The organism is Nocardioides kongjuensis, assembly GCF_013409625.1.
In the GTDB taxonomy this organism is placed as follows: domain Bacteria; phylum Actinomycetota; class Actinomycetes; order Propionibacteriales; family Nocardioidaceae; genus Nocardioides; species Nocardioides kongjuensis.
The window spans coordinates 694,769-716,497 of sequence record NZ_JACCBF010000001.1; the positions used below are offsets into that span (position 1 = coordinate 694,769).

At 72.1% G+C, this 21,729-nt stretch carries 22 protein-coding genes, 1 other RNA gene and 1 riboswitch; of the genes, 14 read left to right on the forward strand and 9 right to left on the reverse strand.

What is annotated here, in order from left to right; all coding sequences use genetic code 11:
• The first annotated feature begins 122 nt into the window (after positions 1 to 122).
• The 6 genes from BJ958_RS03315 to BJ958_RS03340 all read left to right on the forward strand — a co-directional run bounded on the left by BJ958_RS03315 (position 123) and on the right by BJ958_RS03340 (position 7,572).
• Positions 123 to 1,745 carry an FAD-dependent oxidoreductase gene (locus BJ958_RS03315; protein ID WP_218865576.1) on the forward strand — a complete coding sequence of 541 codons (1,623 nt, stop codon included), beginning with the start codon at positions 123 to 125 and terminating at the stop codon, positions 1,743 to 1,745.
• Positions 1,746 to 1,775: 30 nt separating this feature from the next.
• Positions 1,776 to 2,183 (forward strand): hypothetical protein, encoded by a 408-nt coding sequence (locus BJ958_RS03320; RefSeq protein ID WP_179725521.1) that lies wholly within the window; start codon positions 1,776 to 1,778, stop codon positions 2,181 to 2,183.
• On the forward strand, positions 2,180 to 3,613 hold the full coding sequence (locus BJ958_RS03325) for an aminobutyraldehyde dehydrogenase (RefSeq protein WP_179725523.1): 1,434 nt from the start codon (positions 2,180 to 2,182) through the stop codon (positions 3,611 to 3,613). Before BJ958_RS03320 ends, BJ958_RS03325 begins: the two co-directional genes overlap by 4 nt.
• Positions 3,614 to 3,638: 25 nt before the next feature.
• Entirely contained in the window at positions 3,639 to 5,048 is a 1,410-nt protein-coding gene (locus BJ958_RS03330; RefSeq protein ID WP_179725525.1) for a purine-cytosine permease family protein, read from the forward strand.
• Entirely contained in the window at positions 5,045 to 6,025 is a 981-nt protein-coding gene (gene speB / locus BJ958_RS03335; protein WP_179725527.1) for an agmatinase, read from the forward strand. The genes BJ958_RS03330 and speB overlap by 4 nt, the downstream gene beginning before the upstream one ends.
• Before the next feature lie 135 nt (positions 6,026 to 6,160).
• A riboswitch (glycine riboswitch) is annotated at positions 6,161 to 6,265 on the forward strand.
• Between the two features lie 26 nt (positions 6,266 to 6,291).
• On the forward strand, positions 6,292 to 7,572 hold the full coding sequence (locus BJ958_RS03340; protein WP_179725529.1) for a serine hydroxymethyltransferase: 1,281 nt from the start codon (positions 6,292 to 6,294) through the stop codon (positions 7,570 to 7,572).
• A gap of 63 nt (positions 7,573 to 7,635) precedes the next feature.
• Here the strand turns inward: BJ958_RS03340 and BJ958_RS03345 are convergent, their stop codons facing one another.
• From BJ958_RS03345 to BJ958_RS03365, 5 genes are all read right to left on the reverse strand, one after another.
• The gene (locus BJ958_RS03345) at positions 7,636 to 8,289 is read right to left on the reverse strand and encodes an endonuclease/exonuclease/phosphatase family protein (RefSeq protein ID WP_179725530.1); all 654 of its coding nucleotides are present in this window, start codon (positions 8,287 to 8,289) and stop codon (positions 7,636 to 7,638) included.
• A 12-nt stretch (positions 8,290 to 8,301) separates the two neighbouring features.
• A complete protein-coding gene (locus tag BJ958_RS03350; RefSeq protein ID WP_179725531.1) occupies positions 8,302 to 9,954 on the reverse strand; it encodes an ABC-F family ATP-binding cassette domain-containing protein in 1,653 nt (550 codons plus the stop codon).
• 165 nt (positions 9,955 to 10,119) lie between these two features.
• On the reverse strand, positions 10,120 to 10,353 hold the full coding sequence (locus BJ958_RS03355) for a DUF3099 domain-containing protein (protein WP_179725532.1): 234 nt from the start codon (positions 10,351 to 10,353) through the stop codon (positions 10,120 to 10,122).
• Between the two features lie 40 nt (positions 10,354 to 10,393).
• Complete coding sequence (locus BJ958_RS03360) at positions 10,394 to 12,013, reverse strand: DEAD/DEAH box helicase (RefSeq protein ID WP_246319000.1); 1,620 nt, start codon at positions 12,011 to 12,013, stop codon at positions 10,394 to 10,396.
• 117 nt (positions 12,014 to 12,130) lie between these two features.
• Entirely contained in the window at positions 12,131 to 13,333 is a 1,203-nt protein-coding gene (locus tag BJ958_RS03365) for an FAD-dependent monooxygenase (protein ID WP_179725534.1), read from the reverse strand.
• 116 nt (positions 13,334 to 13,449) lie between these two features.
• On the opposite strand from BJ958_RS03365, the gene BJ958_RS28920 reads away from it, so the two are divergent.
• Positions 13,450 to 14,373: a methylenetetrahydrofolate reductase gene (locus BJ958_RS28920; protein WP_179725535.1), complete on the forward strand. Its 924-nt coding sequence runs from the start codon at positions 13,450 to 13,452 to the stop codon at positions 14,371 to 14,373.
• Positions 14,374 to 14,465: 92 nt separating this feature from the next.
• Here the strand turns inward: BJ958_RS28920 and BJ958_RS03375 are convergent, their stop codons facing one another.
• On the reverse strand, positions 14,466 to 14,672 hold the full coding sequence (locus BJ958_RS03375; protein WP_179725536.1) for a hypothetical protein: 207 nt from the start codon (positions 14,670 to 14,672) through the stop codon (positions 14,466 to 14,468).
• 405 nt (positions 14,673 to 15,077) lie between these two features.
• Positions 15,078 to 15,441, reverse strand: an RNA gene (gene rnpB / locus BJ958_RS03380) — RNase P RNA component class A.
• Positions 15,442 to 15,492: 51 nt separating this feature from the next.
• Here rnpB and BJ958_RS03385 point away from each other — a divergent pair.
• Genes BJ958_RS03385 through BJ958_RS03400 form a run of 4 tightly spaced genes read left to right on the forward strand, consistent with a single transcriptional unit; the run spans position 15,493 to position 17,042 of the window.
• Positions 15,493 to 15,915, forward strand: coding sequence for a tetratricopeptide repeat protein (locus BJ958_RS03385; RefSeq protein WP_179725537.1), 423 nt, complete (start codon positions 15,493 to 15,495; stop codon positions 15,913 to 15,915).
• 9 nt (positions 15,916 to 15,924) lie between these two features.
• A complete protein-coding gene (locus BJ958_RS03390; protein WP_179725538.1) occupies positions 15,925 to 16,122 on the forward strand; it encodes a hypothetical protein in 198 nt (65 codons plus the stop codon).
• A 37-nt stretch (positions 16,123 to 16,159) separates the two neighbouring features.
• Entirely contained in the window at positions 16,160 to 16,438 is a 279-nt protein-coding gene (locus BJ958_RS03395; protein WP_179725539.1) for a hypothetical protein, read from the forward strand.
• Between the two features lies 1 nt (position 16,439).
• Complete coding sequence (locus BJ958_RS03400) at positions 16,440 to 17,042, forward strand: TetR family transcriptional regulator (protein ID WP_179725540.1); 603 nt, start codon at positions 16,440 to 16,442, stop codon at positions 17,040 to 17,042.
• A 6-nt stretch (positions 17,043 to 17,048) separates the two neighbouring features.
• Here BJ958_RS03400 and BJ958_RS03405 read toward each other — a convergent pair whose 3' ends face one another.
• Both BJ958_RS03405 and BJ958_RS03410 read right to left on the reverse strand, forming a co-directional pair.
• The gene (locus tag BJ958_RS03405) at positions 17,049 to 18,293 is read right to left on the reverse strand and encodes an NADH:flavin oxidoreductase/NADH oxidase family protein (protein ID WP_343052548.1); all 1,245 of its coding nucleotides are present in this window, start codon (positions 18,291 to 18,293) and stop codon (positions 17,049 to 17,051) included.
• Entirely contained in the window at positions 18,290 to 19,150 is an 861-nt protein-coding gene (locus BJ958_RS03410; protein WP_179725541.1) for an SDR family NAD(P)-dependent oxidoreductase, read from the reverse strand. The genes BJ958_RS03405 and BJ958_RS03410 overlap by 4 nt, the downstream gene beginning before the upstream one ends.
• Positions 19,151 to 19,234: 84 nt before the next feature.
• Here BJ958_RS03410 and BJ958_RS03415 point away from each other — a divergent pair, with 84 nt between their 5' ends.
• From BJ958_RS03415 to BJ958_RS03425, 3 genes are all read left to right on the forward strand, one after another.
• Positions 19,235 to 19,867 (forward strand): TetR/AcrR family transcriptional regulator, encoded by a 633-nt coding sequence (locus BJ958_RS03415; protein WP_179725542.1) that lies wholly within the window; start codon positions 19,235 to 19,237, stop codon positions 19,865 to 19,867.
• A gap of 94 nt (positions 19,868 to 19,961) precedes the next feature.
• On the forward strand, positions 19,962 to 21,194 hold the full coding sequence (locus tag BJ958_RS03420; RefSeq protein ID WP_179725543.1) for an MFS transporter: 1,233 nt from the start codon (positions 19,962 to 19,964) through the stop codon (positions 21,192 to 21,194).
• Positions 21,149 to 21,715 carry an HhH-GPD-type base excision DNA repair protein gene (locus tag BJ958_RS03425; RefSeq protein WP_179725544.1) on the forward strand — a complete coding sequence of 189 codons (567 nt, stop codon included), beginning with the start codon at positions 21,149 to 21,151 and terminating at the stop codon, positions 21,713 to 21,715. The genes BJ958_RS03420 and BJ958_RS03425 overlap by 46 nt, the downstream gene beginning before the upstream one ends.
• Positions 21,716 to 21,729: the final 14 nt, after the last annotated feature.

Here is a 21,729-nt window from a genome sequence, read left to right on the forward strand (position 1 = left end):
CGATCGCACGAAACCTCTCGTGCCAGGTGTGACATCTGGAGGGCAGCGCTGTGACCTGGGTCGCAGGCACTCTGGTCGCACCGGGAAACCGGGGACCACCGATGCGCAGAGGAAGTGTGAACGTGCAGGCAGCAGTCGAAGACGCCGACGTCCTGATCGTCGGCGCGGGCCCCTCGGGGGCGGTGGCGGCGTACGAGCTGGCCCGACGCGGCTTCAAGGTCGTCTGCCTCGAGCAGGGTGAGTGGAACCTCCCCGACGACTTCACCGGCGACAAGCCGTCCTGGGAACTGGCCCGCCTCAAGCAGTGGCACCCGAGCCCCAACCGGCGCGGCAACGACGCCGACTACCCGATCAACGCCGACAACAGCCCGCTCGAGCCGCTGCTGTTCAACGGCGTCGGTGGCAGCAGCATCCTCTACTCGGGCCACTGGGTCCGCGCCCTCCCGTCGGACTTCCGGGTCAGGACCCTCGACGGGGTGGCCGAGGACTGGCCGTTCACCTACGAGGACCTGCGGCCCTTCTACGACGAGGTCACCCACCACATCGGCGCCTCCGGACTCGAGGGCGACCCGTCCTACCCCGACGCCCACACCTTCCCGCTGCCGCCGCTGCCGATCGGCAAGGCCGGCCTGCGCGCCGCCCGCGGCATGGACAAGCTCGGCTGGCACTGGTGGCCGGCGCCCAACGCGATCGCCTCCCGCGCCTTCCGCAACCGTCCCGCCTGCCAGCGCTACGGCGCCTGCGAGTCCGGCTGCCCCGCCGGTGCGAAGGCCAGCGCCGACCTGACCTACTGGCCGGACGCGATCGCCGCCGGCGCGGTGCTCGTCACCGGCGCCCGGGTGCGCACGCTGACCACCAACGAGAACGGCCTGGTCGCCGGGGCGGAGTACGTCGACCGCGACGGCCACTGGCACCACCAGCGTGCGGGCATCACGATCCTGGCCGCCAACGGCATCGGCACCCCGCGGATCCTGCTCAACTCCGCCTCCTCCGCGCACCCCGACGGCCTCGCCAACTCCTCCGGCCTGGTCGGCAAACGGCTGATGATCCACCCGTACGCATCGGTCTACGGCACCTACGACGAGGACCTGGAGAGCCACCTCGGGCCGGCCGGCCAGTCCCTGCAGTCGCTGCAGTTCTACGAGACCGACGAGTCCCGCGGCTTCGTGCGCGGCGGCAAGTGGAACCTGATGCCGACCCCCGGTCCGCTCAACCGGGTGCTCTGGGAGCCCGGCACCGACTGGCGCGACGGCTTCGGCAGCAGCTTCCACGACAAGCTCAGCAGCACCTTCGGGCGCACCCTCGAGTGGGGCATCACGACCGAGGACCTGCCCGAGGAGAGCAACGAGGTCGTCCTCGACCCCGACCTCACCGACTCCGACGGGATCCCGGCCGCCAAGATCAACTACCAGATCACCGAGAACAACGACCGGCTGCTCGACTTCCACATCGCCCGCGCCGTCGAGGCCCACGAGGCCGCCGGTGCGGTCAGCATCCACGTCGACCGGGTGGTCCGCGACAGCGGCTGGCACCTGCTCGGCAGCGCCCGGATGGGCGAGGACCGCACGGACTCCGTCGTCGACCAGTGGGGTCGCTCGCACGACATCGCGAACCTGTTCGTCCTCGACGGAAGCAACTTCGTCACCTCGACCGGCGTGAACCCGACCGCGACGATCATGGCCGTCGCCCTGCGCGCCGCCCGTCACCTCGCCGACAACCGCGCCAACCAGGTCTCCGCCTCCTGACGGCCCCGACGGACAGCAAAGGACATCGTGATGCTCGACCCCACCGCTCGTGACCGCCTGGCCATCCTGGCCGACGTCCTGATCCCCGGCTCGGGTGCGTTCCCGTCCGCGTCGGCGGCCGGCGTGCCCGCCGACCTGATCGACCGCGCCCTGGGCTTCCGCCCGGACCTGGTCCCCGCCTTCACCCGCGCCCTCGACCTCGCCGACGGCCTGGACGCCGAGGCCGCGCTCGACCTGATCTCGACGGCCCACATCGCCGAGTTCGAGGCACTCTCGACGCTGGTCTCCGGTGCCTACCTGCAGAGCCCGCAGGTGCAGCAGGCGCTCAGCTACCGCCCGGCGCCGCGCCAGGCCAACGACGACATCGACAGCTACGTCGACATGCTGGAGGTCGTCGTCGACCGCGGCTTCGACATCCACGGGGCGGACCTGTCGTGACCGTCCTGTCCCACGTCATCGACGGTGCCGCCTGGGACGGCGACGGTCCCGCGACCCAGGAGGTCGTCGACCCGTCCACCGAGCAGGTCATCGCCCACGCCCGTCGCGGCACCGCTGCGGACGTCGACCGGGCCGTCGGCGCGGCCCGTCGCGCGAGTGCCGACTGGGGGCGGCGGACGCCGAAGGACCGCGCCGACGCGCTCCTCGCCATCGCCGCGGTGGTCGACGAGCACGCGGCCGAGCTCGCCGAGCTCGAGTCGCGCAACACCGGCAAGCCGCAGGGCCTCGCCGCCGACGACGTCGCCGGCGCCGCCGACACCTTCCGGTTCATGGCCGGTGCGGTGCGCGCGCAGGTGGCGCTGGCGGCGGGGGAGTACGTCGAGGGCAGCACCTCGACGATCCTGCGCGAGCCGGTCGGCGTGGTCGGCGCGATCACGCCGTGGAACTACCCGCTGCTGATGGCCGCCTGGAAGCTCGGGCCGATCCTCGCCGCAGGCAACACCTGCGTGCTGAAGCCCTCCGAGCAGACCCCGCTCAGCACCTTGCGGCTGGCCGAGCTGGTCGCCGACGTCCTGCCCGCCGGTGTCCTCAACGTCGTCACCGGCGACGGTGCCGTCGTCGGCGCCGCCATCGCCACCCACCCGGGCATCGACCTGGTCTCCGTCACCGGCAGCGTCCGCAGCGGGCAGGCCGTCGCGGCCGCCGCGGCCGCCACCCTCAAGCGGGTCCACCTCGAGCTCGGCGGCAAGGCACCGGTCCTCGTCTTCGCCGACGCCGACCTCGACGCGGTCGCCGACGGCATCGTGTTCGCGGGCTTCGGCAACAGCGGCCAGGACTGCGGCGCCGCCTGCCGGGTCCTCGTCGACGCCGCCGTCCACGACGACCTCGTCGCCCGCCTCGTCAAGCGGGTCGAGGCGATGGTCGTCGGCGCCCCGACCGAGGGGGAGGACGTCGAGATGGGCCCGCTCGTCTCCCGCGAGCACCACGCCCGCGTCGTCGCCGCCCTCCAGCGTGCCCACGCCGACGGCGCCCGTGCCGCGGTGGGCGGCAAGGTCCCCGACCGGCCCGGCTTCTTCGTCGAGCCCACCGTGCTCGTCGACATCCCGGCCGGTGCCGCCTGCACGACCGAGGAGATCTTCGGCCCGGTCGTCACCATCGAGACCTTCACCGACGAGGACGCGGCGATCGCCGCGGCCAACGCCACGCCGTACGGCCTCTCGGCCTCGGTGTGGACCGAGAACGCCCGCCGGGCAGCGGGCGTTCCGAGCAGGCTGGACTTCGGGACCGTCTGGGTCAACGACCACCTCGCCTTCGCCACGGAGATGCCGTGGGGCGGCTTCAAGTCATCCGGCTACGGCCGCGACCTGTCGGCGTACGCGCTCGACGACTACTCACGCACCAAGCACGTCATGGTCAAGCACCACGCGTGACCCTCAGCAGCGAAGGAACACCGCCATGTCGCAGGAAAGCACGCTCGTCGAAGGCCTGACGATCCAACCGGTGCCGGAGTCGCAGCGCACCGGCAAGGTCCAGCACCTGTTCTCCTTCTGGTTCACCGTCCAGATCATCCCGCTCGCCGTCGTCACCGGCCTGCTGGGGCCGACCATCTTCGGCCTCGACGTGGGCTCGACGATCCTCGCGATCATCTCCGGCAGCCTCGTCGGCGCGGTGTTCATGGCTCTGCACTCCGCCCAGGGCTCGAAGCTCGGCGTACCGCAGATGATCCAGGCCCGGGCGCAGTTCGGCATGTACGGCTCGGTCCCGATCACCGTGATCGTGGTGCTGATCTACGTCGGCTGGATCGTCTCGCTGATGGTGCTGGCGCAGCAGACCTTGAGCGCGGTGTTCACGGGCCTCGGCCACACCGCCGGCCTGCTGCTCAGCACCGCGCTGACCCTGACCGCCGTCGTGGTCGGCTACCAGCTGATCCTCCGGTTCAACCGGATCATGGTCTGGCTCTCCGGGCTGGCGCTCGTGCTGACGCTCGTCTACACCGGCATGGAGGCCGGTGACGGCGGCGCCAGCATCACCGGCGCCGGCGGCTCGTTCAGCTGGGCCGGCTTCCTCGGCATGGCCTCGGTCGTCGGCGTGTGGCAGCTGTCCTACGCGCCGTACGTCTCCGACTACTCGCGCTACCTGCCCTCCAGCACCGGCACCCGTCCGGCGTTCTGGTACACCTACGCCGGCACCGTGCTCGGCGTGATCGGGGCGATGACCGTCGGCGCCTTCCTGGTCGCCGGCCTCGGTGCGGACGGCGTGCTCGCCGACCTCGACAACATCATGCCGAAGCCCGTGTTCGTCTTCGTGATGCTGGCGTTCTTCCTCGGCGCGATCGACGCCGGCGTGATCAACATGTACGGCTCGTCGCTGTGCGTGCTGACCTGCATCCAGACCTTCCGGCTGAACTGGGCGCCGCGGGCCTCCGCCCGCCACATCACCGCCGTGGTGCTCGCGATCGCCGTCTTCGTCGCCTCCACGACCGTCTCCGACGACTTCATGGCCGACTACACCAACTTCATCCTGGTCCTCGCCTACCTGCTGGTGCCGTGGAGCATCATCAACCTCGTCGACTACTACCTGGTCCACAAGGGCCACTACGACCCCGACTCGTTCAGCGACCCGAAGAGCGGCTACGGCTCCTTCAACGTGCCCGCCCTGGTCAGCTACGTCCTGGGCTGCCTGGTGCAGATCCCGTTCATGTCGACGACCCTCTACGTCGGCGCGATCGCCAAGCAGACCGGCGCCGTCGACACGTCGTGGATCGTCGGGAGCGTCGCGACGTTCTTCATCTATCTCGGCCTGCTGCGGCTCTGGCGCCGGCAGTCGGCCACCCTCCTCGCCCGTGAAACGGAGATGTCTGCATGAGCAACCGCGTGAGCACGCACCAGCCGATCGGCGCCCTCGAGGCGACCAAGGTCCCGCGGTACGCCGGTCTCGGCACGTTCGCGCGGATCCCGTTGATCGAGTCGGTGCCCGACTACGACGTCGCGATCCTCGGCGTCCCGTTCGACGGCGGTACGTCGTACCGGCCCGGTGCCCGGTTCGGCCCGATGGGCATCCGCCAGGCCTCGCGCCACCTGCGGCCGCGCTTCCACGTCGAGCTCGACACCGCGCCCCTGGACGAGTTCCAGGTGGTCGACGCGGGCGACGTGCCGTGCACGCCGTTCAACATCGAGGAGGCCATGCAGCAGATCGAGGACATGGCCCGCGACGTCCACGGCCAGGCGGGCCGCCGGATCGTCACCCTCGGCGGCGACCACACCGTCGCCCTGCCGATGCTGCGCGCCGCACACGCCCAGCACGGCCGGATCGCGCTGATCCACTTCGACGCCCACCTCGACACCTGGGACACCTACTTCAAGGCGCCGATCACCCACGGCACCGTCTTCCGCCGGGCCTTCGAGGAGGGCCTGCTGGCCGAGGACAGGTCGATCCACATCGGCATCCGCGGTCCGATCTACGACAAGATGGACCTGGTCGACGACGCGTCCTTCGGGTTCCGGATCATCCGCGCCGGCGACCTCGACTTCCTCGGCATCGAGGGTGCCGCCGAGCAGGTCCGGCAGCGGGTCGGCGACGCGCCGGTCTACATCTCGATCGACATCGACGTCCTGGACCCGGCCTTCGCGCCCGGCACCGGCACGCCGGAGATGGGCGGGCTCAACAGCCGCGAGCTGCTGCACGTGCTGCGCCGGCTGGACGGGCTCAACATCATCGGCGCCGACGTCGTCGAGACTGCTCCGGACTACGACCACGCGGAGATCACGTGCGTCGCTGCGGCGACCGTCGCCTTCGACCTGGTGACCCTGATGAGCAAGACGCCCTCTTCCGTCACCTCCTGAGGCGTGCCATCCTGACGCCGTCACACAACTGAAGACCCGCCGTTCGTAGCCGAAGCAGGAGAGACCTCGCCACCGAGCGGGGCGCCGTAGGAGCAACTCTCCCCGAGAAACTCTCAGGCACCGTCACTGCCCGTGCGAGGCGACTCTGGAAAGACAGGACCACCCATGACCGGTCCTGCGCCCAAGGTGCAAGCCGCTGTCGCGGTGAAGCTCTCAGGCACCGATGACAGAGCGGGGAGGCACACCACCACGACGGGAGCCTCCGCATGTCCACGAACGACGCCTTCGACCAGCACCTCGCCGACTACGACCCGGACGTCCACGCGGCGATCAGCGCCGAGCTCGCCCGCCAGCAGGGCACGCTCGAGCTGATCGCCTCGGAGAACTTCGCCCCGGTCGCCGTCATGGAGGCCCAGGGGTCGGTCCTCACCAACAAGTACGCCGAGGGCTACCCGGGCCGCCGCTACTACGGCGGGTGCGAGCACGTCGACGTCATCGAGCAGCTCGCGATCGACCGGGTGAAGGAGCTGTTCGGCGCCGAGGCGGCCAACGTGCAGCCGCACTCCGGTGCCCAGGCCAACGCCGCCGCCATGTTCGCCCTGCTGGACCCCGGCGACACGATCCTCGGCCTCGACCTCGCGCACGGCGGGCACCTGACGCACGGCATGCGGATCAACTTCTCCGGCAAGCTCTACGACGTGGTCGCCTACCACGTCGACGCCGAGGACTTCCGGGTCGACATGGCCGAGGTCGAGCGGCTCGCCCTGGAGCACCGGCCGAAGCTGATCGTCGCCGGGTGGTCGGCCTACCCGCGACAGCTGGACTTCGCCGAGTTCCGCCGGATCGCCGACCTCGTCGGGGCGTACCTGATGGTCGACATGGCGCACTTCGCCGGCCTGGTCGCGACCGGCCTGCACCCGAGCCCGGTGCCCTTCGCGGACGTGGTGACGACCACGACGCACAAGACCCTCGGCGGCCCGCGCGGCGGCGTGATCCTGTCGAAGGCCGAGCTGGCCAAGAAGATCAACTCGGCCGTCTTCCCCGGCCAGCAGGGCGGGCCGCTCGAGCACGTCGTCGCGGCCAAGGCCGTGGCGTTCAAGATGGCCGCCTCGCCGGCGTTCCGGGAGCGTCAGGAGCGGACGCTGGAAGGTGCCCGTCTGCTTGCCGCGCGCCTCACGGAGCCGGACGTGGTCGACGCCGGGGTGTCGGTGCTCACCGGTGGCACCGAGGTGCACCTGGTCCTCGTCGACCTGCGCGACTCCGAGTTGGACGGCCAGCAGGCCGAGGACCGCCTCCACGCCATCGGCCTCACCGTCAACCGCAACGCCGTCCCCTTCGACCCCCGTCCGCCGATGGTCACCTCGGGCCTGCGCATCGGCACGCCCGCGCTGGCGACGCGAGGGTTCGACGCCGAGGCCTTCGCCGAGGTCGCCGACATCATCGCGGAGGCGCTGAAGCCGTCGTACGACGAGTCGGTCGCGGTCGAGCTGCGCGACCGGGTCGCGACGCTGGCGGCGGCGCACCCGCTCTACCCGGGGCTCGGCTGAGGCACACTGGCCACTCGGTGCTCGCCGGTCGTGCGGACCGGCGAGCACGGCGTGCTCGGCAGGTCAGCCCCGGTCGATGCTCCGCGGCAGGACCTCGACGACATAGGCGTCGTGGTCGGAGAGACGCCCACCCGCGACGAGCGCCGAGTGGTGCTCGACGTGTGCCTGCCAGCCCGCCGGCACGGCGACGTGGTCGATCGACAGCAGCCCATCGATCTGGTGTGGTGCCGTCGCGGTCGGCGCGCCGAGCCCGAGCTGATGCAGCGCGGCGAGGAGGTGTCGTCTGCCGGCCGCGGATCCACTGTACTCGCGACCGTCCATCGCGTGGTTCCAGTCGCCGCCCCACACGTCGGGACGGGCTGTCGAGATCGCGTCGACGGCGTTGCGCGTGCGTTGCTCGGTCGTCTCGCCGACCCACGGCGACCTCGAGCCGCACGACCGCCAGGGCAGGACGGAGGAGCAGAACCTCAACCCCTCGATCTCGGCCATCGCCGTCGCGCCATGCGGGTCCGGGAGCGGTGCGACCGGGTGCCGCGACCAGATCGCGGCCCAGCGACGGCGCGCGGCCATCGTGGCCGCGGTGACGTGGGTCGTGCCGGGCAGGTCGATGCGATCGGACACCTCGGTGAGCAACAGGACGTCGCACGCCAACGTCGAGAGCAGGTCCGCGTGCCGAGCGTCCCAGCGCCCGGCGAGGTTCCATGTCCCGATGCGCACGAGGGATCCTCGTCAGGCCAGCTGGGTCGCGGTGACGCGACCGTCCTGCACCTGCCAGCGCTGGTCGAGCCGGACGTTGTCGAGCAGGCGGCGATCGTGCGAGACCAGGAGCAGCGCGCCGTCGTACGAGTCGAGCGCCTGCTCGAGCTGCTCGATCGCCGGCAGGTCGAGGTGGTTGGTGGGCTCGTCGAGGACGAGCAGGTTGACGCCGCGGGCCTGCAGCAGCGCCATCGCGGCGCGGGTGCGCTCGCCGGGGGAGAGGCGGCCGACGAGGCTGGTGACCTGGTCGGCCTTGAGGCCGAACTTCGCCAGCAGGGTGCGTACGTCGGCCGGCGCCATGTCCGGCATGGCCAGCTCGAACGCGGTCCCGAGCGGCAGGTCGTCGTCGAGGCCGGTGCGGGCCTGGTCGATCTCGCCGACGGCGACCGACGCGCCCGTGCTGGCCCGGCCCGTGTCCGGGGCGATGCGGCCGAGCAGGAGGCGCAGCAGCGTGGTCTTGCCGGCGCCGTTGGGGCCGACGATGCCGATCCGGTCGCCGGCGCTGACCTGGAGCGACACGGGCCCGACCGTGAACTCACCGAGCCGCACCACCGCCTCGTCGAGCGTCGCCACCACCGAGCTGGACCGCGGTGCGGCGGCGATCGAGAAGCGCAGCTCCCACTCCTTGCGCGGCTCCTCGACCTCCTCGAGCCGGGCGATGCGTGACTCCATCTGGCGGACCTTCTGGGCCTGCTTCTCCGACGACTCCGACTGCGCGCGGCGCCGGATCTTGTCGTTGTCGGGGGACTTCCGCATCGCGTTGCGCACGCCCTGCGAGCTCCACTCCCGCTGCACCCGTGCCCGGCTGACCAGGTCGGCCTTCTTCTCGGCGAACTCCTCGTAGGCCTCCCGCGCGTGCCGCCGTGCGATGGCGCGCTCCTCGAGGAAGGCGTCGTACCCGCCGTCGTAGACGGCCACCTGGTGCTGGGCGATGTCGAGCTCGACGACGCGCGTCACGACCCGGGAGAGGAACTCGCGGTCGTGGGACACGAGCACGACGCCCGCCCGCAGCCCGCGCACGAAGGTCTCCAGCCGCTCCAGCCCGGCGAGGTCGAGGTCGTTGGTCGGCTCGTCGAGCAGGACCAGGTCGAACCGGCTGAGCATCAGCACCGCCAGTGCCGCGCGGGCCGCCTGCCCTCCCGACAGCGAGGTCATCAGGGCGTCCGGTCCCACGTCCAGCCCGAGGTCGGCCAGCATGGGCGGCAGCCGCTCGTCGAGGTCCGGCGCCCCACTGGCCAGCCAGTGGTCGAGGCTGTGGGCGTAGGCGTCCGCGACCGCGGCCGACTCGTCGCCGGCGCCCAGCGCCGCGGCGGCCTGCTCCATCGCGTCGGTCGCGGCAGCGGCGCCGGTACGGCGGGCGACGTACTCAGCCACCGTCTCGCCCGCGACCCGCTCGTGCTCCTGGGGGAGCCACCCGACGAAGGCGTCGGACGGGGCCGTGGAGACCGTGCCCTCGACGGGAGCCAGGTCGCCCGCGAGGATCCGCAGCAGCGTCGTCTTGCCTGCTCCGTTGGCGCCGACGACACCCACCACGTCGCCCGGTGCGACCGTGAGGTCGAGGGCGTCGAAGAGGGTGCGGTGAGCGTGGCCCCCGGCGAGGTTCTTGGCAACGAGGGTCGCACTCATGGGGCGATCGTAGTTTCCGCGGAGAGAGGGGATCAGGCGCCCCTCTTCGGGTACCGCATCCGTGCTGGCAGCGTTGCCGCCACCAGCACGGGCCCGCAGGGATTGCCGACGAAACAGCCGCTTCGCGGTGACCGGTTCGACTCCGGTCTGGGCCGCCCACGACCGTCAGTGGTCCTCGTCCCAGTTGGCGACGATCACCGCGATGGGCGGCAGCACCGCGGCCACGACCGACATCACCACGGCGGCGGTCGTCGACCACAGCCGGACGAGGTTCCAGGCCAGGACGATCAGCAGCAGGCACAGGCCCATCAGGGCGAAGTACCACCGCTTTCGCCGGCGCAGCCGCTCGCTCTGCGAGCTGCGCACCTCGCTGATCGTGAACCGCCGCCGACGTCCCATCGCTCTCCACTCAACCACGTGGATCGGGCGGCGGTCTCGGTCAGGCGCTGTCCTCGGTCAGTGCCGTCGACGGCAGCCAGTCGGCCCCGAGCAGCTGGGCGAGGTCGGCGAGGCCGGTCGTGTCGCTGCCGACGGTGTCCGAGGCGGCGGCGATCCGCTCGACCATCACCTTGCCGACCTGCTCCTCGACGGTGCCCTCGGCGTACGCGATGTGCCAGGGCGAGACCTGGTGGTCGCGGTGCGTGCGGCCGGTCACCTGTCGCCCGGCGATGCCCGAGAAGCGCGCCTGGTGGAACACGCCGACACGTGGCTCGGTGCTCGCCCGGCGCCCGTCGGCGAGCGTCTCGCCGGCGTGCAGGCTGATCGAGGCGACGGTGGTGAAGACACAGACCTTCGCCTCGCCGGTCTGGAACCGCAGCCGCTCGGCCTCGGCGTCGAACCGGTCGCGGCCGTAGATCGTGGCGACCTCGATGCCGGAGTCGCGCAGCCGGTCGGCGATCGGGTCGGCGGCCGTCGCGACGAACTCCACCGAGCACGCCACCTGCCGCTCGGCCCGCACCTGCTGGGCGATCCAGTCGACCGTCGAGTCGACTCGGATCAACCCGGCCTTCTGGCGGAACCGCAGCAGCGCCGCCCGGCCCTTGGCGACGTTGCGGCCACGTCGTGCGATGTCCATCTCGCGGCAGAACTCGCCCCACTCCGCCTCGTACGCCGTCCGCTCGGCCGGCGTCAGCGCGACCGGCATCCCGGAGATCGGCACCGGCCCCCACGGCGCGGCGCGGTGCAGCATCGCCGGAGGCCGCTCGTCGGCGAGCCAGCCGCGGACGAGCTTGAGGTCGGCAGCCCGCCGCGCCGGATCGGCGGTCCAGGCCGCGCCGTACCGTCCCTGTTCCACGGCGACGCCGTGCCGCTCGAGTGCCTCGCCGAACGTCGCACCGGGTTGGGTGGCGGTGGTCCACTCCTTCATCGACTCGCCGAGGACCTGCGCGTACGCCGGCGCGAGGTACGGCAGCTCCAGCGGCGTGTGGCCGGGCGTCGCGGTGGTCGCGATGACGAACGGCGCCTTGTCGTGGGGCTTGGCGTGCCCGGAGACGCGGGTCCAGTGCTTCCACCGCTTGGTGGTCGTGCGGCGCAGCGCGTGGGCCTCGTCCGCGATGATCACGTCCCACGCGTGGTCCTTCACCTTCTCCAGCCGATCCCAGGTGATCACCACCCACTCGAGACCGCTGTCGCCGAGCGCCGTGATCGTGCGGCACCAGTGGCCGATCGTGATCGCGGCCGGTCGGTCGGCGACGACGAGCACGCGCCGGGCACCACGCAGGTCGCCCACCGCGCTCGCCCCGAGCACGGCCGAGATCGTCTTGCCGACACCGGGCTCGTCGGCGAGCAGGAACATCCGTCCGCCTGCTTCGGCACGGGCTGCGATCGCGTCGGCCGCCTCGAACTGGAGCCTGCGGGGCTCGAGGGCATCGGTGGGCTCGGGGTTGGGGACCGGACTGCCGGGGTTGAGGGTGTTCTCGATGAAGCGGCCAAGCGTGTGGGGTCCGGGGGCGTACGGCGCCAGGTGCGCGGGGAGCCGGCTGCCGACGTACAGGTGGGTCTTGACCGCCGGGTGCCAGGTGGCGCCGTCGACCTGCGTCCCGTACGGGACGTCGAGCACCCACACACGCTCACCCGGCCCGGCGACCGGCAACGGCCGCTGTTGGCGGGTCCCGCTCCGGCGCGGACCGCTGCGTCGACGAGCGCTGGATCGGCGGGTGCTGGCCACCCGGCGACGCTACCGGGAGTGGACCCCCGGGCCGGCGTCCGGCGCGCCGTCGTACGCCGGCAGCTCGGGGCCGCCGACCGCGCGCTCGATGAGCGCGGTGAAGTCGTCCGTCTCGGGTCCGGGGCTCGGCTCCTCGCCGTGGCCGGTCGAGGTGAGCATGTCCACGTGCATCCGGCCGATCTCCTGGTTGGCGTCGACGTAGTCGCGCATCCGTTCGCGGTAGGCGGCGAAGCCCGCCTCCGGGTCCCAGCCGGCGCTGGCCAGCTCCCCGGCCAACAGGTACGCGCCGACCAGCGCCAGCCCGGTGCCGGCGCCGGACATCGGCGATGCGCTGAACGCGGCGTCGCCGAGGAGCCCCACCCGCCCGGTGTGCCAGTCGGCCATCACGACCTGGGCGACCTGGTCGAGGTAGAAGTCGGGTGTCTCGTCCAGGTGCTCCAGGATGCGCGCGGTCTCCCAGCCGAAGCCGGCCATCTGCTCGCGCAGCAGCCGCTTCTGTGCCTCGACGTCACGGTGGTCGATCTCGAAGTCGGCGGCCGGGAACGACAGCATCGCGATCGCCCGGGTGGCGTCGGGCACCGGACGCAGCCCGGCCCACCGGCCCGCCTCCTGGTAGTCGTACATCCAGCCGTCCAGCCCGAACTCGTTCGGCACGGTGAAGAACGCGAGGACCAGCCCGAGGTGGCGGACGAACTTCTCGCGCGGCCCGAAGACCATGCCGCGCAGCGCCGAGTGCAGGCCGTCGGCCCCGACCACGAGGTCGAAGCGCCGCCTGTTGCCACCGGCGAACGTCACGTCGACACCGCCGTCGTCCTGGGTGAGCTGGGCGATCCTGTCGCCGAAGACGTACTCGACGTGCTGGCTGGTGTCGTCGTACAGCACCTGGGCGAGGTCGCCGCGCAGGATCTCGATCTCGGACACGTAGCCGTCACCGTCGTGGTCGTCGGCGCGGTATGTCTCCAGCACGGTGCCGTCGGCGTCCACCGAGTACGCGCCGGCGGTGTTCGTGCACGCTGCCCGCACCGCCGCGTCGAGCCCCATCCGCCGGATCACCTCCTTGGCCACCCCGCGCGCGTCCACCGCCTGCCCGCCCGGCCGCAGCCCCGGCGCCTGCTCGACCACCGTCACCGCGGCCCCGCGCCGGTGCAGCCAGTGGGCGAGCGCCGGGCCCGCGATGCTCGCTCCGGTCACCAACACCTTGACGTCGCTCATCGTGTCCTCTGCCCTGCTCTCCTCGTACGTCGGCTGATGCTGGTGTGACCGGCCGACCGGCCGTTAGTCATCGGTCGGCTCCAGCCGGTCGACCTCGAGCCCGCTACCCTCGCGGCGTGGATGTCGCAACGTGCATCGAGCAGGGGCGTGGAGACTTCCTCCTCTTCGCGATCACGCCGCCGCGTCAGTCCACGCCGGCCGAGCGGCTCCCGGAGATCGCGCGGGCCACCGTGGAGCGGCTGGAGCACCTGGATCTCGACGGACTGGTCCTCTACGACATCGACGACGAGAGCTCCCGCAACCCGGCCGAGCGTCCCTTCCCCTTCAGCCCGACGGTCGACCCGTCGACGTACCGCGCCGAGCACCTCGGGTCGTGGCAGGCCCCGGTCATCGTCTATCGCGCCGTCGGCAAGTACCAGCGCGAGGAGCTGCGCACCTGGCTCGCCGAGCAGGACGACCGCCGGACCTTGACCGTCATGGTCGGCGCCTCCTCCAGCAGTACGTCGACGCCGGTCTCCCTCGTCGACGCGCAGGTCCTGCGCGCCGAGGAGAACCCGCGCCTGCTCCTCGGCGGGGTCGCGATCCCCGAGCGGCACAGCCGCCGCGGGGATGAGCACCTGCGCCTGATCGCCAAGCAGGAGGCGGGCTGCCGGTTCTTCGTCACGCAGGTCGTCTACGACCTCAACGCCGCCAAGAACCTGGTCTCCGACTACCGCTACGCGTGCGAGGAGCGGGGACTGGCCCCGGTGCCGATCGTCTTCACCTTCTCGGTCTGTGGCTCGATGAAGACCCTGGAGTTCCTCCGCTGGCTCGGCGTCGACGTGCCCCGGTGGATCGAGAACGACCTGCGCCACTCCACGAACCCACTCACCGCGTCCTTCGAGCAAGCCGCCGCCACCGCAGCCGAGCTCGCCGAGTTCTGCCGCCGGCTGCAGGTGCCGTTCGGGCTCAACGTCGAGAGCGTCTCCATCCGGCGGGAGGAGATCGAGGCTTCGGTCGAGCTCGCAGCGAGGTTGAGCGGGTTGGTCCGCTCTGGTTGAGGCGGTGGAGGTCGTCGGACGGTCGCGATCGAGACGGGCACACGTTCGGCGCGGCGCGACGCTGCACGACCGTTCGAACGAGAAGGGTGCGCCTACTGCTCGGGACTCCGCGGTACGTACCGACGTTCGTGGACCCGGAGAGCCGACCAGTGGATGAGCCCGGCACCACTGGCCATGCCGATCACGACGGCCAGCACTGCCCAGAAGGGCTCGACCCCGCGTGAGATGACAAAAGTCGCGTACGCCGCGACGCCGTAGAGCATCCCTACCGCAAGCCGAAACGCGATGTCGCGACGCATGGGCGCCTCCTTCGATGTCACGGTCATTCTGGCCTGGGCCCGCGCGAGACCGCACTCGAATCGGCGATGCGGGCGTCCGCTACGCGGCGGAGTACGGCATTCGCGATCAGGCCGGTGGCAACGCGACCGCCAACCTCTGCTGCACAGACGCAACGGCCGAGGCGTGCGGGCCCTCGGCGCCGAGCTGGGCGACGAGCTTCTTCGGCCAGAGCACCTCGACCCCGCGCGTGGTGAACGCTCCACCGATCAGCGGCCAGTCGGAGTCGATGAAGCACAGGACGCCACGAGCAGCGGACGGTGTGGCCGGTTCCGTCGAGCTGGCTGCTTCGGCGTCTCGATACGCCCTCGCCCAGGGGCTCGGGCTACTCGACGATCTCGGTGGCTCGGGCTACTCGACGAGCTTGGGGGACGGGCTGGCCTGTAAGCCGGGTTCTGTGATCGGCGACCATCCATCTAGGGCTGCCGTTGCCGACAGCCTCGAGCGACCTACCCGCACACTCGGACGAGCCGCCCTCGAACGTGTGCTGTCTGGTCTTGCTCCGGGTGGGGTTTGCCTAGCTGCGTCGGTCACCCGGCGCACTGGTGGGCTCTTGCCCCACCGTTTCACCCTTACCCCGCCCACGAGGGGCGAGGCGGTCTGTTCTCTGTGGCACTGTCCCGCGGGTCACCCCGGGTGGGTGTTACCCACCACCCTGCTCTGTGGAGCCCGGACTTTCCTCGGGACCCGACGCCTCGCGGCGATGGGTCACGCGGTCGCCCGGCCAGCCCGTCCGCAGCCACTGTAGGGAATGTCCGCGGGCAATGGACAGTTGAAGGCCACATGAACGAGATGCCCGAGATCAAGGTGCTGCCGCCGATCGTGTTCCCGGGTACGACGGCACGCCACGAGGCGGCGTACCGGACCGCCCACGACTTCCTCTCCCGCCGGGCGCCGCGCGAGGCGCTGCAGGTGCTGGAGCCGGCGCTCGACCAGGAGCCGGAGAACCGGGGGCTGCGGTCGCTGCGGGCGTGGGCGTACCTGATGCGCGCGCAGCTGCAGAAGGCGACCGACGAGCTGACCGGGCTGGTGGCCGACGACCCGGCCGACGCCTGGAGCCGGCACGCGCTGGGGCGGGCGCTGGAGCGCCAGTCGAGGTACGACGACGCGCTGCCGCACCTGCGGCTGGCGGCCGCGATGACCGGCGACCCCGAGCACGAGTACGACGTGCTGCGGGTCGAGCGGCTGGCGGGTCGTCTGCAGTAGGTTCGGACCATGTCCGCGGACAACGAGTACTGGTTCTGCCTGACCCACCACCAGGTCGAGGGCGTCGAGGGCTGTCCCAACAAGGACCGGCTCGGTCCGTACCCCACGGAGGCCGAGGCCGCCCGGGCGTTGGAGAAGGCCGCCGAGCGCACCGAGGCCTGGGACCACGACCCGGCCTGGAACGACGACGCCGACGAGGACGAGTAGCCCCTTGGCCCTCGCCCGACGCCGCCGGGTCCGTCCGGTGGCGATCGACCCTGCCACCGGACGGCGGATCTCGCCGTGGCCGTTCGTGGGCCTGGTGCTGCTGGTCTCGTCGTTCTTCCTGTACGCCGCCTCGGGCCTGCTCGCGCCGGCGTGGGCGGTCGTCGTCCTGCTGCTGACCTGGCTGGTCATGCTGGTGCTGTGCTTCGTGTGGTGGAACGCGCACCCCAAGCGCACGGTGGTCCTCGGGATCTTCTCGTTCGTGTGGTGGTGGGTCGCCGTCACCGCCGGCGGGATCTTCCTCGACTGGACGGCCTGAGGTGGCCGAGCCGCGGCGTCGCCTCGCGCCCGAGGTGCGACGCGCGCAGCTGATCGCCGTCGCCGAGGACGTGTTCGTGCAGCACGGATACCAGGGCACCGCCGTCGAGGACATCGCGGCGGCGGCGGGGGTGACCCGGACGTTGGTCTACAAGTACTTCGCCGACAAGGACGAGATCTACCTCGAGTGCCTGCGGGCCGCGCGCGACGAGCTCGACCGGGCCGTCGTCGCGGCGGCCGGGGGAGAGGTCGAGGTCGAGGCGCGGCTGCGCGCCGGGTTCAGGGCGTACTACGCGTTCGTCCGCGACCGCGGTACGACGTGGGAGGTCCTCTTCGGCGGAGGCGCGGCGGTCGCGGGCAAGGTGGCCGCCTCGGCCGCCGAGCACCGCTACCAGACCGCGGAGGTGATCGCCGGGCTGGTGCGTGACGCGGCCCCGCACGTCGCCGAGGAGGCCGCGTCGGCGTACGCCCACGCCATCTCCGGTGCTGCCGAGCAGCTCGCGAAGTGGTGGCGGCGCCACCCCGACGTCGGGCTCGAGACGATGGTCGAGCGGACCATGGACGCGCTGTGGACCGGGCTCGCGACGATCGCCGAGGGCCGCTGAGGGCCCTCAGCCGCGCTTCGCGCGGAACGCCCCCGGCCCGTTGCGCAGGCCCAGCCAGAGCGCGGCCTCGGCCCACGAGCGGCCGGGGTCGGGCTCCTTGCCCGCGCCGAGCCGGTGCAGCTGGTCGGTGTGCCACGACAGGTCGAGGGCGCCGTCGAGCTGCTTGAGGTTGGCGACCTTGCCGAGCACCGGGCGCAGCCCGGCCTTGACGTTCGAGCTCGGCAGCGTGGCGAGTCCCTCCTCGAGGATCGCGCGCGGCGCCTCGGGCAGCAGGCAGGTCGGGCGGCCCAGGCCGACGATGTCGCAGTCACCGGACGCGACGGCGGCCTCCATGGCGGCGGCGGAGCGGAAGCCGCCGGTCACGGCGATGGGTACGTCGCCCGCCAGGTCGCGCACGGAGGCGGCGTACTCGAGGAAGTAGGCCTCGCGTGCGGCCGTCGAGGCGGCCATCGTGCCCATCATCGCGGGCGCCTCGTAGGAGCCGCCGCTGATCTCGATCAGGTCGATGCCGTCGGCGACCAGCGCCCGGACGACCTCGCGGGACTCCTCCTCGCTGAACCCGCCGCGCTGGAAGTCCGCGGAGTTGAGCTTGATCCCGACGCCGAAGGTCCGCGAGGTCGTGGCCCGGATCGCGCGCAGGACCTCGAGCACGAACCGCCGGCGCCGCTCGGCGTCGCCGCCCCACGCGTCGTCGCGCTGGTTGGTGCGCGGGGAGAGGAACTGGGTGACGAGGTAGCCGTGGGCGCCGTGGATCTGCACACCCGCGAAGCCGGCCTGCTCGGCGACGGCGGCGGCGGTGGCGTACCGGTCGACGATCTCGCGGATCTCCGCGTCCTCCAGCGCCCGCGGCTTCGAGGCGCCCGGCACCTTGGCCTGGATCGCGCTCGGCGCGACCGGCCGGTGGCGGCCGACGAGGGCGTTGGCCTGGCGGCCGGGGTGGTTGACCTGCATCCACAGGGGAGTGCCGCCGTCCTGGAAGCCGGACGCCCAGGCGCGCAGCCGGTCGAGGTGGCGGTCGTCCTCGATGACGACGTTGCCGGGCTCGCCGAGGTGGCGCCGGTCGACCATGACGTTGCCGGTCACGACCAGGCCGTAGCTGCCGCCGGCCCAGCGTGCGTACAGCCGCTCGAGCTTCTCCGACGGCCCGCCGTCGCGCTCGCCGAGGGACTCGCTCAGGGCCGACTTCATGAACCGGTTGGCCAGCATCTGGCCGTGGGGCAGGGCGACGGGGGAGCCGAGGTGCGTGGTCACGCCGAGACCTTCTTCCGGTGGGCGGGCGCGGCGAGGGTGGCGGTGAGACGACGGGAGACCGCCGCGAACGGCCGCTGGTACGACGCACCCAGGGCGCGCACGACCAGGTCGACCGCGACCGCGTCGGCGCCGATCAGCACCTTCGGGCGGCCGCGCCGGACGCCGCGCAGGATGGTGCGGGCGGCGGCCTCGGGCGTGGTCCGGGTCAGCTTCTCGTTGAAGACCCGCGCGATGCCGGAGGTGTCGGCGGCGTTGCTCGCCGTCGCGTTGTTGACGATGTTGGTCTTGATCCCGCCGGGGTGCACGCACGTGACGCCGACCGGCTGGCCGGAGATGAGCAGCTCCTGGCGCAGCGCCTCGGTGAACCCGCGCACCGCGAACTTGGCGGCGTTGTAGGAGCTCTGGGTCGGCACGCCGAACAGGCCGAAGATGCTCGACACGTTGACGACGTGGCCCTCACCGGACGCGGCGAGGTGGGGGAGGAACGCCTTGGTGCCGTGCACGACGCCCCAGAAGTCGACGTCGACGACCTTCTCGATGTCCTCGTAGGGGCTCTCCTCGACGGTGCCGAAGATGGTGATGCCGGCGTTGTTGACGACGAGGTTGACCGCGCCGAAGTGGGCGGCGACCGCGTCGGCCCAGGCGTGCACGGCGGCCCGGTCGCGGACGTCGAGCACCGTGCTGTGCGGCTGCGCACCCCGCTCCTCGAGCAGCAGCGCCGTCTCGGCGAGGCCGTCGGCGTCCCAGTCGCTGATCGCGACCCGGGCGCCGTCGGCGACGAGCTGGAGGGCGAGCGCCCGGCCGATGCCGGATCCCGCGCCGGTGATCGCGGCGACCTTGTCCTGGAAGTCCTTCATGGCCGGGAAACCTAGTTCCCAGTCAGGTGACTTGACAAGTCACTTGACTTGCAAAGTCGGCGAGACCTGCGCCACGATCGGCCCATGGCAGCGGCGGCGAGGGCGACGGCGACGGCGGGACGGCGTCAGGTCGACCGTCGTGCCGCGACCACCGAGCGCCTGCTCGACGCGACCATCGAGTGCCTCGCCGAGGACGGGTACGTCGCCACCACCACCCGCCGCGTCGCCGAGCGTGCCGGGGTCAGCCAGGGCGCCCAGCAGCACTACTTCCCGACCAAGGCGGCCCTCGTCGACGCGGCGATGCTCCGCCTCGTCGAGCAGCTCCTCGCCGACGCCGCGACCCGTGGCCTCGACGTCGGCTCCGAGCAGGAGCGGGCCGGCGCGCTGCTCGACATGATCTGGGAGATCCACAACCTCCCCGTCACGCCGGCGGTCCTCGAGCTGTTCAACGTCGCGCGCACCGAGCCGGTCCTGGCGGCGCGGGTGGCCGAGATCGTGTGCAGCGGCATGAGCGAGATCCAGGGGATCGCGGCGGCCCTGCTGCCGTCGTACGCCGAGCGCGAGGGCTTCGCCGACCTCATCCAGATCGCGATGGCCACCGTCCGCGGCACCGTCGTGGTCGCCAACATCCCCGGCGCCACGGACGCGTACCCGGACTGGCCGGTGCTGCGCGCCCACCTCCTCGCGAGTCTCGAGCGGCTAGGCTCGCCCGCATGACCTCCCGGAACCACTAGGACTCCGCTGCGGCCGGTCGCCTCGCGCCGGCCGCGTCCTCGGCGTCCCCTCACCCCTTCTGTTCCGGAGGAATCCCATGTCCGGCGTCACCGACGCCGGGAGCACCCGCCTGCTTCTCGCCGGCCCCGCGGTCGCGCGCACCTTCGCGTGCGCGCTGCTCGGCCGGCTGGCGTACGGCGTGCTCCCGCTCTGCTTCCTGTTCACCGTCCGCGACGCGACCGGGTCGTTCGCGGTCGCGGCCACCTGCTCGGCGACCCTCGGGCTCGCCACCCTCGTCATGCCCGTCCAGGCCCGGCTGCTCGACCGGCTCGGCCAGCACCGCGTGCTGCCCATCGCCGCCGGCTGCTGGTCGGGACTGCTGCTGTGTGTCGTCGCGCTGGCGCAGGGACAGCACCCGGCCGGCGCGTGGCTCGGACTGTCCCTGCTGCTCGGGCTCTGCGGCCCGCTGCTCGGGCCCTCGATGCGCGCGCAGTGGCGCGAGATCGCGCCGGAAGGCCCACCGCGCCGCCGGGCCTACGCGCTGGACTCGGTCGGCGAGGAGTCGCTCTACCTGGTCGGGCCCGTCGTGGCGGGCGGCGTGCTGGCGGCCGGCCCCGCGTGGGTCGGGCTGCTCGTCGCCGCCGGGCTGGTCTGGTCCGGCACGCTCGCGCTGCTCGCCTCGCCGTACCGGCCGCCGGTCCGAGCGGTCGCCGCCGCTCCAGCCGCGCGCCGAGGCGGACCTGCCGGCCTGAGCGGGCTGAGCGGGCTGGTGCTCGCGCTGCTGCTCTTCGGCGCCGGCAGCGCGGCGAGCTTCGTCGGCATCGCCGCCCTGGCCGACCGGGCAGGCCGCCCGGGCCTCGCCGGTCCCGTCGAGGCGGCCCTCTCGGTCGGGGCGGTAACCGGCGGACTCCTGTGGGCCCGGCACGGCCACCGTGGTCCCGCCGGCCGGGTGCTCGCCCTGCTGGTCGCCTTGCTCGCCGCCGCCCAGCTCATCGTCGCAATCACCGGCGGCCTGCTGGTCGCCGCTGTCGTGCTCGGGGTCGGCGGCCTCGCCACGTCGCCTGTCCTCGTGGTCGCCTACGCCGCCGTCGACGAGCGCGTCCCGGCCGGTCGTCGTACCGAGATGTCGACGTGGGTCAACGTCGGCGTCAACAGCGGCAGCGCGCTCGGTACGGCGGGGGCCGGGCTGCTCGCCGGCGGGGGAACGGCACTGCCGTTCGTCCTCGCTGCCGGGCTCTCGGCGGGCGCCGCCGGCGTCGCGCTGGCGTGGGGCAGGATGTCCCCATGGCCATCCACATCACCGACGACGCCGCCGCCGACGAGCTCCTGAGCTCCAACCCGTTCGCGCTGCTCGTGGGGATGATGCTCGACCAGCAGTACCCGATGGAGCACGCCTTCATGGGCCCGCAGAAGGTCGTCAGCCGGTTCGGCAGCTTCGACCCGGCGGCGATCGCGGCGGCCGACCCCGAGGAGTTCGCGGCGCTGTGCTCGACCACGCCGGCGATCCACCGGTTCCCGGGCTCGATGGCAGCGCGGCTGCAGGAGCTGGCCCGCATCGTCGTCGACCAGTACGACGGCGACGCCTCGCGGCTGTGGACCGAGGCGGCCGACGGCAAGGACCTGCTCAAGCGGATCCAGGCGCTGCCCGGGTTCGGGGCGCAGAAGGCGAAGATCTTCACCGCGCTGGTGGCCAAGCAGCTCGACGTCCGGCCGACCGGGTGGGAGAAGGCGGCGGGCGACTACGCCCTCGACGGCTTCCGCTCGGTCGCCGACGTCGTCGACCCGGTGTCGCTGCAGAAGGTGCGCGACCACAAGAAGGCGGCGAAGGCGGCCGCCAAGGCGAAGGCTTAGCGCCACCGCCGACG